General features: G+C 50.0%; 15 protein-coding genes and 1 riboswitch. Of the genes, 2 read left to right on the top strand and 13 right to left on the bottom strand.

Features of this window, described 5'->3' with window-relative positions:
- Window positions 1–139 precede the first annotated feature (139 nt).
- The 13 genes from B1728_RS08725 to B1728_RS08660 all read right to left on the bottom strand — a co-directional run bounded on the left by B1728_RS08725 (window position 140) and on the right by B1728_RS08660 (window position 14123).
- On the bottom strand, window positions 140–1249 hold the full coding sequence (locus tag B1728_RS08725; protein WP_179135948.1) for a sensor histidine kinase: 1110 nt from the start codon (window positions 1247–1249) through the stop codon (window positions 140–142).
- A 125-nt stretch (window positions 1250–1374) separates the two neighbouring features.
- Window positions 1375–1824, bottom strand: a complete 450-nt coding sequence (locus tag B1728_RS08720) for a chemotaxis protein CheX (protein WP_079909814.1) — start codon at window positions 1822–1824, stop codon at window positions 1375–1377.
- Between the two features lie 99 nt (window positions 1825–1923).
- Window positions 1924–2008, bottom strand: a riboswitch (cyclic di-GMP riboswitch).
- Window positions 2009–2174: 166 nt separating this feature from the next.
- A complete protein-coding gene (locus B1728_RS08715; RefSeq protein ID WP_256865291.1) occupies window positions 2175–3032 on the bottom strand; it encodes a carbohydrate ABC transporter permease in 858 nt (285 codons plus the stop codon).
- Window positions 3033–3051: 19 nt separating this feature from the next.
- Complete coding sequence (locus tag B1728_RS08710; protein ID WP_079909813.1) at window positions 3052–3981, bottom strand: carbohydrate ABC transporter permease; 930 nt, start codon at window positions 3979–3981, stop codon at window positions 3052–3054.
- 23 nt (window positions 3982–4004) lie between these two features.
- Window positions 4005–5390 (bottom strand): sugar ABC transporter substrate-binding protein, encoded by a 1386-nt coding sequence (locus tag B1728_RS08705; protein WP_079909812.1) that lies wholly within the window; start codon window positions 5388–5390, stop codon window positions 4005–4007.
- A gap of 18 nt (window positions 5391–5408) precedes the next feature.
- The gene (locus B1728_RS08700) at window positions 5409–6332 is read right to left on the bottom strand and encodes an amidohydrolase family protein (RefSeq protein WP_079909811.1); all 924 of its coding nucleotides are present in this window, start codon (window positions 6330–6332) and stop codon (window positions 5409–5411) included.
- A 240-nt stretch (window positions 6333–6572) separates the two neighbouring features.
- Window positions 6573–7187: a DedA family protein gene (locus tag B1728_RS08695; RefSeq protein ID WP_079909810.1), complete on the bottom strand. Its 615-nt coding sequence runs from the start codon at window positions 7185–7187 to the stop codon at window positions 6573–6575.
- Window positions 7177–7770, bottom strand: coding sequence for a class I SAM-dependent methyltransferase (locus B1728_RS08690; protein WP_179135947.1), 594 nt, complete (start codon window positions 7768–7770; stop codon window positions 7177–7179). Before B1728_RS08690 ends, B1728_RS08695 begins: the two co-directional genes overlap by 11 nt.
- A 192-nt stretch (window positions 7771–7962) precedes the next feature.
- A complete protein-coding gene (locus B1728_RS08685; RefSeq protein WP_079909809.1) occupies window positions 7963–9555 on the bottom strand; it encodes a hypothetical protein in 1593 nt (530 codons plus the stop codon).
- On the bottom strand, window positions 9552–10268 hold the full coding sequence (locus tag B1728_RS08680; RefSeq protein ID WP_079909808.1) for an ABC transporter ATP-binding protein: 717 nt from the start codon (window positions 10266–10268) through the stop codon (window positions 9552–9554). The genes B1728_RS08685 and B1728_RS08680 overlap by 4 nt, the downstream gene beginning before the upstream one ends.
- On the bottom strand, window positions 10265–10657 hold the full coding sequence (locus tag B1728_RS08675; protein WP_079909807.1) for a GntR family transcriptional regulator: 393 nt from the start codon (window positions 10655–10657) through the stop codon (window positions 10265–10267). Before B1728_RS08675 ends, B1728_RS08680 begins: the two co-directional genes overlap by 4 nt.
- A gap of 156 nt (window positions 10658–10813) precedes the next feature.
- The gene (locus B1728_RS08670; RefSeq protein WP_256865290.1) at window positions 10814–11704 is read right to left on the bottom strand and encodes an alpha/beta hydrolase; all 891 of its coding nucleotides are present in this window, start codon (window positions 11702–11704) and stop codon (window positions 10814–10816) included.
- A 193-nt stretch (window positions 11705–11897) separates the two neighbouring features.
- Window positions 11898–14123 carry a rhamnogalacturonan lyase gene (locus B1728_RS08660; protein WP_079909805.1) on the bottom strand — a complete coding sequence of 742 codons (2226 nt, stop codon included), beginning with the start codon at window positions 14121–14123 and terminating at the stop codon, window positions 11898–11900.
- A 348-nt stretch (window positions 14124–14471) separates the two neighbouring features.
- On the opposite strand from B1728_RS08660, the gene B1728_RS08655 reads away from it, so the two are divergent.
- Window positions 14472–15329 (top strand): helix-turn-helix transcriptional regulator, encoded by an 858-nt coding sequence (locus tag B1728_RS08655; RefSeq protein ID WP_079909804.1) that lies wholly within the window; start codon window positions 14472–14474, stop codon window positions 15327–15329.
- A gap of 89 nt (window positions 15330–15418) precedes the next feature.
- The gene (locus B1728_RS08650; RefSeq protein ID WP_079909803.1) at window positions 15419–16729 is read left to right on the top strand and encodes an ABC transporter substrate-binding protein; all 1311 of its coding nucleotides are present in this window, start codon (window positions 15419–15421) and stop codon (window positions 16727–16729) included.
- Window positions 16730–16767: the final 38 nt, after the last annotated feature.

Here is a 16767-nt window from a genome sequence, read left to right as displayed (position 1 = left end):
CACCACGAATATGAACGGAGCATGAACAAACCCCTCCCGGCTCCTTATTTAACCGTTGGTAAGTTATTGCAGGTATATGTGCATACAAAAAAACCGCAAGCTTAATCGCTTGCAGTTCCTCTATTATGGATTCAGTTATTCAGGAAGCCGACTTGGGAAAGGTCAGCATAAATACAGTTTCCTTATCCGTGCTGGAGAACGAGATCTCCCCGTCATTTTTATGCATAATTTGCTTGCAAATCGTAAGACCTAGGCCCGTTCCATTTGTTTTGTTGGTAACAAATGGAACAAATAGCGACTTGGCCAGCTCCGCTGGAATAGGAGGTCCATTATTCGTAATGTGAATATAGGCTTTACGCTGGTCCTCGAAGGCGGATATCTTCATTTTTTTATCGTACTTCGCTTGAGAGAGCGCATCGATACCATTATTAATCAAATTGTTCAGCACCTGTTGGATTCCCAGCCTCTGAACGCGAAGGGTCATATGCTCCGGAATTTTAACGCACAGATTGACATTTTCATTAATTAGTCGAGGGCGCAGCAACGACAGGTTGTATTCCAGCATCTGCTTGACGGAGATCGGCTCCTTCTCTTCTTCCACCATAGGCTTCTTGGAGAAGCTGAGAAATCCGGTCACCTGCATATGCATATTGTTGCATTCATCCTCTATGAACTCCAAATAGGAGTCTATCTTCTCTTTTGGCAGAGAATGGATATTAGAACGAAGCAGTTTAATAAACCCTTTAATAGAAGTTAAAGGGTTGCGAATTTCGTGCGCCATGCTGGCGGCCATTTTCCCGATCAGATTCATCCGGTCGTCGTGAAGCTGGTGAATAGCCGTATCTTTTTCTATCATTGAAGCCAATGTAATCTGCCAATAATGCTTGCATAGGATTCCCTCGAAATCGTCGATTCGAAGACAAATTTGGTGATACAAGGTTGCCGGCAGCGAATCTCCGAGTACATCCAGCAAGGCGCGGCGCCATGAGTGAGAGCATTGAATAATATCAATAATTTGAAGCCCCAATTCCTCGAACCTTCCGCACCAATCGTCAACCAATTGCCGAATCGGATGCTGCTCCGGGGGAATATGAAGATCGGTAATATAATCAAAATAGATGTCGCCCCTGCGCATCATATTGGATACATTATACCCGCGTAAAATCTGCTCCTCCATCAGCTTCTGCCACTGCTCAATAACCTGTGACTTCTTATCCCTTACATGCTTTAACAAAGGCTCTGCATCCATAAAAGAAAACCCGCCTATATATAGGAGTGTGATATTACATAACATATCATAAAGAGATCGGAAGTCCAATGCTCAAAACTATAGGACTTTATATACATTTTGTCTCATAGGAATAGTATACATTATTATGCGGAAATATAAATATGAAATTCTCCGATGGTTTCCAGACTAAGAGGAATACTGAACACTTCGCCCCCCCAATGGTTGGCAGCTCCATTAATGAGGCTCGGCGGTGTAATATCGACTTCGATCCCCTGCTGAAACAGCAAGGTGCTGGCATTTCCGCTAATCATATTCCCCAGCTCGCCGACCGCGCTCTGGCACATCTCATCAAAATGCGTGAGGGGATAACCGCCCATCATCCCGGATACCATCCGTAAAGCAACCGTCTCGGGAATACCAAAAATAATATCCTTTTGCAGCTGGCCCAGAATCCCGATTTTGAGCCAAACGTAATCCTCCGTGTATTGGATCGTTCTCATACTAAGCTGCCCGACAATGGGTTTAATTTGGATCAGCGTTTCAATGACATGAAGTGATGAAGTTAAGAACGGGTTCACGAAGTTTGCTTGCACATGATACAGCCCCTTTACAAAGAAAGTTATAAGAATTAAAAAAAACTGCCCGAAATTGGGCAGTCTTGTTTTTGCAAAACTTAGAACCTATGCGCCGTTTTCGGTAACCCAGCCGCCATAGGAATGCTCCTTTAGGCCTGTGGCTTTGCGTCCCTGCCTTTCGGCAAGTTTGCCATTATCGATTTGTCATGGTGATTATATAGCCAAACTACATCCATTGTAGCATACAAGCTGGCAAAATAGTACTTGTTTTCCTATAGAACCAACCGTATCTCCATGACTTTACTACTATATCCGGCTATTTGTAAAGAGGCCAAATTCATATGAGTACCCGCCAAATGGTGAAGAACCTATTTCAGTCCCGTTAATGCAATGCCGCGGATAATATGCTTTTGAAACAACAGGAATACGGCGATTAGCGGAAGCACCGAGACACTTGCTCCTGTCATAATCATCGCCCAGCCGCTGCTGTCCTTCTGTTCGCTCGAGAAGAAGGAAATGCCCACCGGAATGGTTAATCGTTCGGGCGACTGGGTCACAATAAGCGGCCAAATAAAAGCGTTCCAGCTGGATAAAAAAGTAAGTATTCCTAACGCAGCCAGCGCGGGACGAACAAGAGGCACCGCAATACGCACCATGATGCTCCATTCATTCAAACCATCGACTCTGGCTGCGTCCAGCAGCTCTTGAGGAACCTGCTCCATAAATTGCTTCATCAGGAAAATGCCGAAAGCCGACATGATCCCGGGAAACAAAATCCCCGTATACGTATCTACCCAATCCAGTTGAACAGAGGCGATATGCCAGGGGATGATCAGCATCTCCGTAGGCACCATCATCGTGCTTAAGATGGCGATAAAGATAACCTGCTTGCCGTGAAATGAAAATCGGGCCAGAATATAGCCTGCTACCGTATCAAACAGCGCCACGCTTGCCGTCGTTATGCAGGCTACGATCAGGCTGTTCAGCATCCAGCCGGCGAACGGGGATTGGACGAACAAGGCCGCATAATTATCAAGGGTCATCGTCTCCGGAATCAGCTGCAAGGAGAATACGTCCTTCGGCAGCTTCAAGGAGGTGGCGATCATCCACACAAAAGGAAATACCATTCCCGCAGCTCCGATGCTGAGTACGATATGAAGCAGAACTATAGTAGCCCCGAACCGGCGCCTCTTGTTCGTTCCACCGGCGTTTCCTGTAACCTTCACTGCCTTCACCCCCTAGGGCCTAATACTCTGTTTTGCTGCTTAATATCTTCATCTGCAGCAGAGACAGCAATAAAATAATGACAAACAGCACCACGGTCGCCGCAGCCGCCTCTCCCATATTGAAATGCTTAAAGGCCATATCGTAGATATACAATACCAGGGAAACCGTCGAGTTCAGCGGACCTCCCAAGGTCATATTCAACACCTGGGTGAACGATTGCAGATAGCTGATGCTGGCAATAATGACGGAGAACACTAGAACCGGGTTGAGCAGCGGTAAGGTAATATAACGAAACCTTTGCCAGCGGTTCGCTCCGTCGATGGAAGCTGCATCGTAATACAAGGTCGGGATATTCTCCAGCCCGCTCAAAAAGACGATCATCTGAAACCCGATGCTCTGCCATATCATTGCGGCAATAACAATAAAGATCGCTTGAGACGGAGAGCCCAGGAATAGCTGCGGCTCGAGACCCAGCTTCAGCAGCAGCGCATTGATAACTCCATTTTTCATAAAAATCCAGCGAAACACCCAGCTTACCGCCACTACACTGGTGATATAAGGGATAAAGTAAAGGGTCCGGTACAAGCCTCTGGATACATGGAGCTTATGAAGAAGGAGCGCAACCGCCAAACCGGCGATCAACTGCCCCGGCACGCCGATCAGAACATATACGAACGTATTGCCGAGCGACCTGATGAACTTCGTATCCTGAAAGAGCGCTATATAGTTGTCGAATCCGACGAAGGGCTTCTCCTCCGACAATAAATCCCACTCCCGGAAGCCAATGTTGAATGCATAGGCAATAGGCAGAATACGTACGATGACAAAAAAAAGAAGGGGCAGCAGAAGGCAGCTGTAAATAAACAGATAGCGCTGCTTTTTATAGCTGAGCCCGCTTTTAAAGGAAATTGGCTTTTTACGGAGTGCAAGCTTATTTACTTGTTCCATAGACGCTCCCCCTGACTCCCGCCTCATTTCTTATCCTGCTTCGCCCAATAGTCGTCATACAGCTTCTGGGTCTTCGATACAAGCTCCTCGAAAGCTTTCTCGTAAGGCACCTTGTTCAGCACGACCTGATCGACCGCCTCTGTGAAGTAGTCCCGCTCCAGCTTCTCATCAACGAAGAAATGGGCATGTGCCACGCCAAGCTGTTGAATGAACGGCCCCAGCTTCTCATCCTTGGCATATTTCTCCTGCAAAGCGACCTCCTTCTTGGCCGGGAGCTCCCCGACCTTCTCCACCCATTGCTCCTGCACTTCCTTGCTTGTCAAATATTTCAGCCACTCCGCGGCGGCTTCAAGCTTTTTGCCCTGCACGTTTTTCGTAATGGCATTGGCCCAGAACGATACCTGCGTCGCTTTCTCCTTATATGCAGGCAGCGGGGCGATCGCGTACGGCAAATCCGGCACATCCTTTTTCAAGCCGCCGAGCTGGAACGAACCGTCGATATTCATCGCCGCATGACCGCCCTTGAAGGCCGTAATGTCATCATTATAAAAATTGTTCGTGCCCACCTTATGTACAAGCGACAAATCTATCAAATATTTGAAGGCCTCAAGCCCTGCCGGGGATTGGTTCCACAAAATTTTGCGCCTATCGTCACTGATGTCTTTGCCCCCCGCCTGATACACCAGCGCATCCCGGTACCAATGGTGCAGCTGCGCGTTCGGCTGCCAAGCCAGCCCCTCGACGACGTATTGGCCGTTCTTGTCCTTCTGGGTCAGCTTCTTGGCGTAATCCACCAGCTCATCCCATGTTGCCGGCGGTTTGGCGGGATCCAGCCCGGCCTTGGTGAACAGCTCCTTGTTATAAAAAAGCGCGAGGGTACGGACAGCCGTCGGAATGGCGTAATATTTGCCGTTCAGCTTGGCGGTATCCACGAAGGGAAAAAACTCCTGCTTAAAGGCCGCCTCCGAAAAGGCGCTGTCCGGCAGCGGCTGCAAGTACCCTGAGGAGACATATTTGGGCAGCCAGCCGTAGTACAGGTTGATGACATCGGGTCCTTTTCCCGCGGGAACAAGCGCCGCCACCTTCTCGTTATATTGGTCATAGGGAAAATTGGTTTGCTTTACCGTGATGTTAGGATGCTTCTTCTGAAAGTCCTCGATGAGTGCATTTATCAAATCGACCTTGGCAGGGTACTGATACTGCCAATATTCGATGGTCACTTTCTCGTCCTTGGCCTGAGCGGCATCGGCGGACGATTTGGCTGCTTCTTGGTCCTTGGGTGTGTCTCCTTTCCCGGAAGCATGCTGGGCCGCCCCTCCCGAGCAGCCGGATAAAGCGATAAGTAAGCCGGATAGCAGCAAAGCGGCTCTCATCCTGTCTATGGATTGGCTGTTCCTTCTTCTCTTCATGCTCTTTCTTCCTCTCTCCTATTCGGTTAGCTTCGTTGGAACATTCAGCAATCGCCTCGCATTGTTGCCGAACACGTTCTCGATATCCCGCTCGCTCCAGTTCAATTCCCGGCAAACCCGGACCTGATCCTGTAAATAGCGGTATACATAGCCTCTTGGAAAGCTGCTGGAATCCGAACCGTAGATGATCCGCTCAGGTCCGATCAGCTCATAGGTCTTACGAAAGAGCGTCTCCAGGGTTAGCTCATATGGGGTCCAGCGCATCCATTGATTGGAGCCTGAAGTATCGATGTAAATGTTCGGACAGCTCCAGCACAAATGCAGCAGCTCCTGGAAATAGCCGGCGCCGAAATGCGGAATGATGAACGGAATCTCCGGATATTCCCGGGCTACATTAAAGATCGATAGCGGGCTGATATTAGGGTGATGCACAATGCCGCCCGTATGGCCCAGGATACCGAAATGAATCAGCACGGGCAGCCTTCTCTCCGCTGCGAAGGTCCAAACCGGTGTCAAGGAGGCTGAGTCGAAGGCGATTTGCACCAGTGGGCCGAACAGCTTGTAGCCTCTAAGTCCCAGCTCATCGACCGCTCTCTTCAGCTCCTCGGCCGCATCCGGCTGTTCAATGGAATGGTGGGCGAAGCCGGTAAACCGGTCGGGACTGACCCGAATCTGCTCCGCCAAATTATCGTTATTCCATGCGGTCAAGAAGTTGATGCCCCCGATGTCATACTTTTCGAGCTCCTCCTTCCAACGCTCAATGACAGGCTTGCCTGCCTCCCTCTCCTCCTCCTGGTCCCTGCGGGGAAAGTCCCACGTCAGCCGCATTCGCTCCGACCGCTTGGCGTTATGCTCGTTAATAATCTCGCTGCGCTTCAGAAACGGCAGCGGATAGGGCAGATGCGCATGAATGTCAAACACCTTGAATCCGTTAGTGAACATATCCATCCTCCTTTACCTAGAACATAAAAAAAGGAGATGCTGCAGCTCTTCTCTCAAAGAGCACCTCATCTCCGGCCGTCCGGCGAATGATACTTTTATTATTCCTATATACTTAGTTGGTTTTAATGGTTATTTGTATACTAAATCCATTGCCGTCAGATGTCAACCCTTTTTTTACCACCGAACTCAAAAGAGAGCAGCTGCATTAGATCCGCATTCTGCCCCTTCCTATTTTGCCGACTAGTTCCCGGCATCCAAGTTCGAACGCTTCCCCCGGGTTATTTTATAGACCATCCAGATCCCCGCCGCTGCAATCGGAATCCATAACAGCTTGAGTCCGTAGCTGTGAATCAGCAGCCCAACCTGCTCAACGTGATTTCCAGCCATTTTGCCTGCGGCGAAAAAAATCAATGTCCACACAAAGCCTGTGGAGTAGGACAGCAGCGCATACTTTCGGAAGCCCATCTTATTGATCCCGACGATATAGGGGGTAACATGTCTGACAACCGGGAAAAAGTAGCTTACTACTAGAGCATAGGGGCCGTATTTCTCCACCAGCTTCTCCGACATGGACAAGTACCTCTCCATCTTCTTCTGATGCTTCCATTTTTCAATGACCCTTGTCCCCATAAAGCGGCCCAGAAAATAGCCTAAGGACAGGCCCGAGATAACGCCGAGATACGTTAACAAGAAAGCCGGAATCTCATGCAGCAGCCCGCTTGCGGCAGCCGCTCCACCGGTCATTACGATCACTTCGTCGGGAATCGGCATTCCCACGATACCGAGCCACAAGGCAAAAAATAATGCCGCATAGCCGTAGTCGCCGATCATGCTGATTAACGTATCATAGCTCATCTTCCCCGGCACCTCTCTTGCGGCAAACATAAACAAAAGCAGGCGGCAGGTTCAGAGGGACGAATCGAATGCTTTCTACTTCAAAATAGCGGCTTAATTGCTGCTTCATCTGCAGCGAATACTGGAAGGCCACGAACCATCCGCCCGGCTTCAGCGACAGCAATACTTCCTGCAGGATGGCATCGCGGATCGGCTGCGGGAAATTAAAGAAAGGCAGTCCGCTCAATATCAGGTCTAACGATTCGATTCCTTCCTTGCTCATCGCTTTGCGGATCTGACAGGCATCCGGATAACAGGCCATGTCCGTGTATTTTTCGGCCAGCTGGCTTCTGAGCGCGGTATCCTTTTCAAATAAAAGGATTCTTGTATGCTTCCCTGCAACTTGTTTCATAGATTCGGTAATCGCACCGGTCCCTGCTCCCAATTCTGCGGCAGCTTCTATTCCATCCCAAGGAATGCTTCGCGTCATGGCTCTGGCCAAATATTTCGAGCTGGGGGTAATACTCCCCACATCTTTAGGGGATTGAATAAATTTATTAAGAAAAAGGAATTTTTCCTGCACCATCGTTCCAATATTGATCATCTATTGAGCAACTCCCTGCTTCATGGTCTCGTCATCTTTTATCTATAGATTACAGATAATGGATTTGCGTCTCAATAGTCCGCAGGCTGGGAATTCCCTGGACCTAAGGCTAGGATGTCCAATATCCCCTTCATCTCATGCAGGTTATTGGCAGGTATTGTCATTTAGTGGAAGGCTGTCGGCTTGTCTTAGTTATTTATTCAGCTTGCCGAGCCAGATGGTATCCCGTGCTAACGCGTACCGGTTCATATATTTGCAGCCAAGCCAAAAGCAGAATAGGGCATAAGGCACTGCAGCACCATAAATCAACAGCAGATGGTAACCAAAATCAGGCGCCGGACCTGATCGAAACGTTGCCCCATCCAGTCGATGCGGCATAATAACAGCATTGGCCAATTGAAAGCTGAGAATGTATCCGCCATATAGCGGCGCCGTAAAAATCATCTGCCAGGAGCGTTTCAGAAAAGCGGGAAACCCTTGTAAAGCAATAATATACAAAATGATGAGCGGAATAAACACTAAAGCATAGTGGGAGAAGTAACTCAGCGCGACCTTCAGCTCCTCTTTCGGCATCGGGTCTATCCACTGTCGCACAGCCGTGCCGATAACCGTACTTAGCAGCAGAACCGCCAAGTAAGGCAGCACAACGGATAAATAAGCCATGGCGCGGCTTCCAAGCAGCAATCGCCGTGAATGCGGCATCGCAACCCACCACGAGGCAGTCCCTTTCATAAATTCAGTTTGCCGATTAAAGTAATATATGATCGTAAACATATAAAAGCCAATGAACACTAAAGAAAAGAACGAGACCAATTCAAACACTTCCCCGGCGTTTTGGTACGCAATGAAGGCAATAACCATCATTAACACGCCAGCAATGATTTTTCCTTGACGGTGATTTTGCAGCCCGAACCAGAGATATCTGCGTCTCTCCATAGCAACTAGCGACCAAAATGGATTGCTTTTCCGGCTAACGCTCGGTCCGGATCTTATTACTGGCAAGGCTGCCTGTCGTTCATGATGTCGTCTAACGGCAGCACTGCCGGTCCAAGAGCTTGCTTTCACCAAATACCTCATCCCGACTGTCGCGGTAAACCCTAAACATAGGATGGAAAAGGGCCATCCGATCAACAAAGCGATGCCGGCAAATCGGCTAACAGATAACGGCGTAAGAGTAGTTGAAGCGAAGCCAGTGTCCCCCGCCATAAAGGTAAATATAAGGCTTGGCGTAAATAAATACATCATCACCAGGATCACAAGACTGCGCACCCACCACAACGGAAATACCGATACGAGAATCCCTAGACTGACTATCACCGGCAAGGCTGCAATCAAAAGAAGCGCCCCCGCTCCCAAGGTCAATAGCACGTCAGTCCATGCGGCAGCCTCTATTTGATGCAGTCCTAATAAAAGGGCATATTGTGCCATTCGTATCAGCACAAAATACAAAAACAGCTGCATCCCTATTCGCCATAATGCCAGCGCTTTGCCCAATACGAGGGTCAGACGGGGATGAGGAAGCAGAAGCCACCATGCTCTTTCCTGCTTGGTGGAGAGGTGGATTCCATCTATCAGGACAAAAAAGATCATCACTGTGAAAACATTCAGTACTGCAGTGCTCAGCAAGCCATTGACCGTAGTAAAGCCTCTCATCAATACTATGCTGACAGCTAGCAGGACCAGCATACCGAGACCGATCCATTTGTAGTTACTTCTGCGGGTTCCAAGCATAAAAGAGCCGAATCGGCTTGTTTCCATATCGGCAAGCAGCTTGATGATTTTCATGAGAACACTTCCCTATAGCGAGCTTCAACCGATAGTCCCTGCTCTCTTAATGCATCTACCTCATCTGTCGCCCGGATTGTCCCTTGATCAATCAAAATCAGTGTATCAAATAATTGCTCCATCTCGCGAATATCATGTGTTGCAATAAGGAAGGTTCGTTCCCCATCCGCCAGATCACCAACGACTGTAGATGCTATCCGCTCACGCGATATCATATCGACGCCGGTGAACGGTTCATCCAGCATGATGAGCGGAGACTTGCGGGCTAGACAGCTCAATAGCTGCAATCTAGCTTCCTCTCCCCTGGACAAGGAAGCAATGCGCAGCGCCAAATCCAGCTTCAATGTTTCTGTCAGCTGTTCGGCGTAAAGGGAGTCCCAATCCGGATAAATCGATTCGGCATACTGGAGCCACTCACCGGACGTAAGCCATCCGGGGAGTTTGCCCCGATCCGGCAGCACAGCCATGCTCCCCAATGTCGCTATGCCTGCCTTTTCCCCGAATACAGCAACCGTTCCTGCTGTTGGCTCCAATATTCCTGAGCAAACCTTCAGTAAAGTGGATTTACCCGCCCCGTTAGGACCGAGCAGACCGGCTATGCGTCCTTTCTCCAGGGTAAACGTAGCGTCCTGCAGCACTCTCGTTTTCCCTATGGTTACGCTAACCTGCCGGCACTCGATGACCGGCGCATTATCATTGTGTTGAGCGATCATTCTCTTGTTCCCCCTTTGTATCCTCCTAATAACAGCAGCTCTTCCACCGTCATGTTGAGCGATTCGGCGACCTCGCGCAGCTTGCGTACGGCTTGAGCAGCGAGCGTTTCCTTGCTCTGTTGAATGATGGCTTCGTCTTTCGTAACGAAAGTGCCTTGACCGCGGTATGTTACGATCAATTGCTCTCTTTCCAGCTCCTGGTATGTCTTCATTACCGTTGTCGGGTTGACACGAATGCCTGCGGCCAACTCCCTGACAGACGGCAAACGGGTACCGGGAGCCAATTCGCCGCGCGCTATATCGGCACGCAGCTGCTCAACGAACTGTTCATACAGAGGACGCGACGGGTCGATTCGCACTTGATCCGGCTTCCATCTAAAATCGTCCATTCGTTCCACTCCAATGTCAGAAGTGTATGGCTACACACCATACAATATGTGTGTATTGTACCACGACGCACCACACACTTCAACAGGCGATTGGCACAAAAAATCCTCCACAGTCAGGCATGAAGCATGCATGACCATGAAGGACCTGGTTATTTTCTAGCTATGTACTCGTTTAGAATCTGCTTCCTGCAAAAATCGAAGCGTCGCCTGAATGGCCTCCTCGAGATGAGGGGTCGTGGAGACGAACGGATGCACCGCGCCGAACGTATGGTTCCCGCCTTGGATCACGGTTGGCTTATGCTGGGGGGCTCCTGCACGAAGCGCTTCAAAACCCGCAAGCAGACGCGGCGAGTCCTGATCCCCCTGCACCTGCAGCACCGGAATGGTGAGCTCCGCCAGACGGCGAATGATATCAAACCGTTCCCCGTTAGCCTCCAGGTCGGCATAAAATTCAGCCCGGATCGGCATCTCCTGCTTCGTGCGCGCATTGGTCACATAGCCGACTCCATCCTCCAGCACCCGAGCCTTGAAGGCTTCGTCGAATAAATCGGCGTAGGCGCTTCCGTTCCACGTGACAAGAGCCCGAATCTCGGGATGCTCGGCCGCAAAGACGATTCCCCCGCCGCCTCCGCGGCTGTGGCCGAGCAAATAGATGCGCTCCGTATCGGCCTTCTCGGCAAGCGGCAGCTTTCGCCCGAGCAATGCCTTCAGCACAATATCGAGATCCTGCTGCTCGCGCGAGAATGTATTGACGCCGAATTTGTCCAGCTCGTCAAAGTCCGTTTCATTGACCCCGTTGCACGAGAAATTGTAGGTCACTACGAAGAAACCGGCTTCGGCGAACCTTTCCGCAATATATGGAAAGAACCCCCAGTCCTTGAAGCCTTTAAAGCCGTGACTGACTAGCAATACTGGCTTTGGTGCCTCGCTGGCGGAGCCCTCCTCCCGCTTTACTCTTATGTCCCCGCGAATATTGAGCGGCTCGCCGGCAGGCAAATGCCCCGCTTCTAATCGGAAGGCAGCATGATCCGTATAAGTTGGCTTCAATTCGATCACTCCTTTTTTGGGATGCTGAATAAGGCTGTACTATTCACTCGCATAAACGATAACATTATCGTAGCATATTGCCCTAAATGGATAAACATCTCCATGCGGAACCCTCAATCGCATCTTAAGCTCCTTATAAAGCAAGGGAGAGCAACCCCTGTGTCAGAGCTGCTCTCCCTCGTACAAGCATGAACTAATGATTAACCTTAATGATATCGGTCCCCCGGAACGTATGACCGTTTCTCAATGCCCCTGTGATCGTAACCTCCACATTGCCATTTTGTCCCTGAAGCGCCCCGATAAGCTGCTGCCGGTCAAATTTGAGCGCAGCTTTATTGCCTGCAGCGGCTTGGGCTGCTATAGGCTTGCTTCCATAGACGCTCATCTGTACCGTCGAAGCATCGATGGCGGAGGCATCATAACCGGCAGGAAGCTGAACAGATACGGTGACGGAATTCTGGCCCCCTTGGCTTTTCAGATTCAAGGTTTGCGGCTCAACCTTCACCTCGGCCGGCAGTACGACATACATATTCGGCGCCGGAGGTGTCTCCATTCCAACTCCGAGGTAGAACCCGGTATGCGGCGGCTGGTTGTACGCGACATTTTGCCATGCAATACCCAGTCGATAGACCGGATCATGCATCAGCGTATAAATCCGATGGTCCGTCAAATCCGTCGTTGTGTAAATATGCAAGGCCGTGCTGTCCTCCGTCCTCCACACCGCTTCCTCCCTCCAGTCGCCGAACAAGTCAGCCTGCAGAGCCGGATTCGCTTTGGTACCGTTATTGGAGGCTGCCTCCGTTGCGGTCAGCAGATTCACGGTTTTGTAATTGTTGTAATCCCATTTGTCGATGTGGTTGTTATCCAACAGCTCACGGAGCAGATCGCCGTCCCACCAAATACCGAAATTGATCGAAGGCGTGGAGCTGCTGATTTTCTGCCCTTTGTTCGAGTACAACCCGACTCCTGTCGACGCCCATACTTCCTCACCCTCATAGTTCGGATCGATATCCGCCGACATGCCGCGGCCCGTATCCTTCCCTGTATGGACACCCCATAGAACTTCTCCTGTAGCCGCATCCCACATGGCTGCGCCGTACGGGGAATTTTTGTCTTCATTGACCTTGAACACTTCAAGTCCCGGTCTGCCAGGATCTAAATCACCGACATGCAAGGCATCGCCATGACCTAATCGGGTATTGTAGAGCCCTTTTCCATTATCGTCGATCGTCACGGCCCCGTAGATGATCTCATCCTTGCCGTCACCGTCAACATCGGCCACGCTTAAATTGTGATTCCCCTGCCCTGCATAGGTCTCATTGCCGGGTTCATTGCTGTCGAAGGTCCAGAGCTTGGTCAGCTGCCCGTCTCGCCAGTTGTAAGCAGCAAGTACGGTTCTGGTATAGTAACCTCGTGCCATCACAAGACTAGGTCTTTTGCCGTCCAGATAGGCGATACATGCAAGGAAACGGTCAACCCGGTTGCCGTAATTATCCCCCCAGTCCGTCACCTTGCCTCTCGGCGGATCATAAGGCACCGTTACTAGCTCCTTGCCGGTTTTCCCTTCAAATATCGACAAATACTCCGGCCCCGAGAGCACACGTCCAGGGCGGCTGCCTGTCAGATCGCGATAGTCCGCATTCGCATCTCCAATGACTTTGCCAGTTCCATCCGTCGTTCCGTCAGCCGTTTTGAACGCGATCTCCGCTTTGCCGTCCCCGTCGAGGTCGTATACCATAAATTGCGTATAATGCGCACCCGCGCGGATGTTTTTCCCGAGACCAATGCGCCATAACAAGGTGCCATCCAGCTTGTAAGCGTCAATAAACACCTCTCCGGTAACCCCGTCCTGCGAGTTATCCTTGGAGTTGGACGGGTCCCATTTAAGTACGATTTCATACTGGCCGTCCCCATCCAAATCCCCGACGCTTGCATCATTCGCGCTGTATGTAAAGGTCGAGCCGTCCGGGTTGACGCCGTCAGCCGGCTTTTGCAGAGGAACCGACAAGTAATTCGTATCCCAAACGCCTGCTTGGGCCGAAGCCGGCTGCTCCTTGCCGTTCAGCACGGCTCTGACCGTGTACTTCGATTCACTTGAGCCGGAATTGTCCTGATAATTCGTGCTATTCGTTATCGGGGACGAGTTGACCTTCACCCCGTCGCGATACAGATTGAAAGCAATACCGTCAGGCTCATTGCCGAGCAGCCTCCAGCTGACGAACACACCGCTGTCTGTTTTTACCGCTACAAGACCTCGGTCTAAGTATTCCATTTGCCTTTGTATAGAAGAAGCGCCTGGTATGCCTGCCGAACCGGCAGCCGCACTTGCCTGCAGCGGCGCGGCCAATGCGCCTAATAAAATGGCACCTGCAAGTACATGGCTTGTTTTCTTGAATCTCCGATTGAGCTTCTTATTCATCCGTTATTCCGCCTCCTAATGTACTTCCATCATTTGGTTGTGCTTCATCCGTCTCTCCCCTGCTGCCTGTTTCCATCACACCGTTACAAAATGTATACGGTTACAAAATGTCATTTCACCTCCTGCCTATCCTCTCTTCTAGTCCTGCCAGTAAGCCTGTACTACCCCCTAACCATAAGGGATTCTCCCTCCGGCTAACAATTGTATATTTTTGATTACCTTGCATTTTTTTGTTTTACGCCCGTTTTTTCGATTGTACTTTTTTGCAACCACAGGGACATTTACCCAAAGGATTCGTTATGATACTCTGAAGCCAAAGGCATTTACTGGAAAAGGACGGTGCAAAAGATGAAGGATCATTTTTACTTCCCCGGTTTTTTTACATCGTTTCATGTTTGGAGCATTTTATATAAAAATGCGGAGAAAGGCTCCGTATATCCGAACCATAAACATCCGATGTTTGAAATCTTATATATTGAATCCGGTTTCATGAGCGAATGGATTAACGGGATTGAGTACGAGCTGAGAGCAGGAGATTTTATTCTCGTTAATTCCGGCGAGCTGCATTATCCGCAAGCGCATGAGGAAAGCCGGTTTTTCAATTTTCACTTCGACGTGGAGCCCCGGGAGGTTCATTCGTTGTTCCACCGCAGGAGACAGCCGATTGTCAGCACGCAGCAGCCACCCGAAATTCAAAGCGAGATCCGGCATTCCATGAACCGGCTGATCCAATTATTCAAGTCGCTGGAGGAGCCGGCCTTCACCCAGAAAATGATGGTGCAGTCTATGATGATGCAATTTTTGGCTTTTTTAATTGAAAAAATTGTGATCCCCGATATCCGGGATGAACCCTCCGCCCCCAAATCGAAGCATACGATTGCTGCGGAAGCGGCCTATTTGCTGGAGACATACGGAGGAGCGGAAGGATTGAAAATTTCGGAGCTGTCGGAGCGCTTGCACGTGCACCGCAATTATATTACGGACTGCTTTAAGCAGGTGTATGGGATGTCCCCGAAGCACTATCTCAATAAAGTGAGGATCGAGAAGGCCAAGAAGCTGCTGCAGGAATCCACGTTGTCTGTGGAGGACATCGCCTTGAAGCTGAACTTTTCGTCAGCCGCCTATTTCTGTAAATTTTTTCGCGCCCAGGTAGGTACGACCCCTTTTCAATATCGCTGCGGTGTAAGTGCAAAAGTGTTATTTTAGCATTCTTTTGTGAATTGCTGGCCCCCGAAAACCCGTGATAGGATAACACTAAACCGCTTTCAAAAAGAAACTAAAAGGGGGATTGCAAAATGGTAATTCGTTCTTACGCGGCAGCTATGGCAGCATTGCTGGCTTTCGGTGCTCTTATCGGCTGCAGCAACGGAGGTAGCGGGCAAACCGCTGCACCAACACCCGATCAGGGTACCCAGGCCCCTGCCAAGCAAGAGCCTGTGAAGCTGTTGATGGCGCAAAAATGGTCTGAAATCAACGACGCCGATTTCCAATCGCTTATTGTCGAGCCGCTCAAGCAAAAATATCCCCATATCGAAATCGAAATGCTTAAGGGCGACAACATTAAGGAAATGGTAGCCGCAGGCACTGTGCCGGACCTTATCGCAACATGGGTCAATCTGATCCCGGATTATCAGGAGCTGGGGCTGGTTGAAGATATGACGCCTCTCATCAAGAAGCATAACCTGGATCTGAACCGCTTCGAGGCCACTTACGTGGATACCATTCGGGGCTATGACAAAAGCGGGCTGGTCGCCCTGCCCTATGATTCGAATTTCAACGTCATTTACTACAATAAAGACATTTTCGATAAATTCGGCGTCGACTATCCGAAGGACGGCATGACTTGGGATGAAACCATCGAGCTGGCCAAGCGCGTGAGCCGGGAGGATCAGGGCGTCCGCTATCGGGGCTTGGAGGCCGAAGGATACGGGAAGCTGGCGCTGCAAATTGCGCTCCCTTCCATCAAGGACGGCAAGTCGAACTTCAATAATGAGTCCTGGAAGCAAATTCTGGAGCTGTCCAAGAAGATCCATACGATCCCTTCGAACGAACCGGTTCCTAATGTTCACCAGCGGAATCAATTTATGAAGGACCGCAATTTGGCGATGTTTGCGACGGGCAACAATTTCAATCTGCTTCAATCGGATGCGGCCAAAGGCTTGAACTGGGACATCGCTCAATATCCAAGCTACCCGGATAAACCGAATATGGCCGGTATGGTGGATGAGCACGTCGCCCTCGTGACCAAAACGAGCAAGCATAAGGACGAAGCGTTCAAGGTGATAGAAATATTAACGTCGGACGCGATTCAGAAAAAAATGACGAGAGCCTCCGGGAAGCTGTCGGTCCTCAAGGATGCCAGCATCCGCCGTGAGCTGGGAGCCGATATGCCCGTGCTGCAGGGCAAGCATCTGGATGCGATATTTAAAGGCACCTATATACCGGCTTATACGGCAACAAGCAAATATCCCGATGCCGGTAAATTGATAAGCGAGCAAGTGACCAAATACTTGAATGACGAGCAGGATGTGAATACTACGCTGCGCGCCGCCGATGAAGCTATCCAAAACCATATACGGCAAATCGACATTGGTTCAGGTAAATAATCTTAGCCAAGTCAATCAAGTCTATCCAGAACAGGAGG

Origin of the sequence: Paenibacillus sp. 32352, from assembly GCF_002042965.1 — a bacterium.
GTDB classification, from domain to species: domain Bacteria; phylum Bacillota; class Bacilli; order Paenibacillales; family NBRC-103111; genus Paenibacillus_S; species Paenibacillus_S vulneris.
Note: the sequence above shows the minus strand (reverse complement) of the source record. Positions and strands in the feature narration are given on the sequence as shown.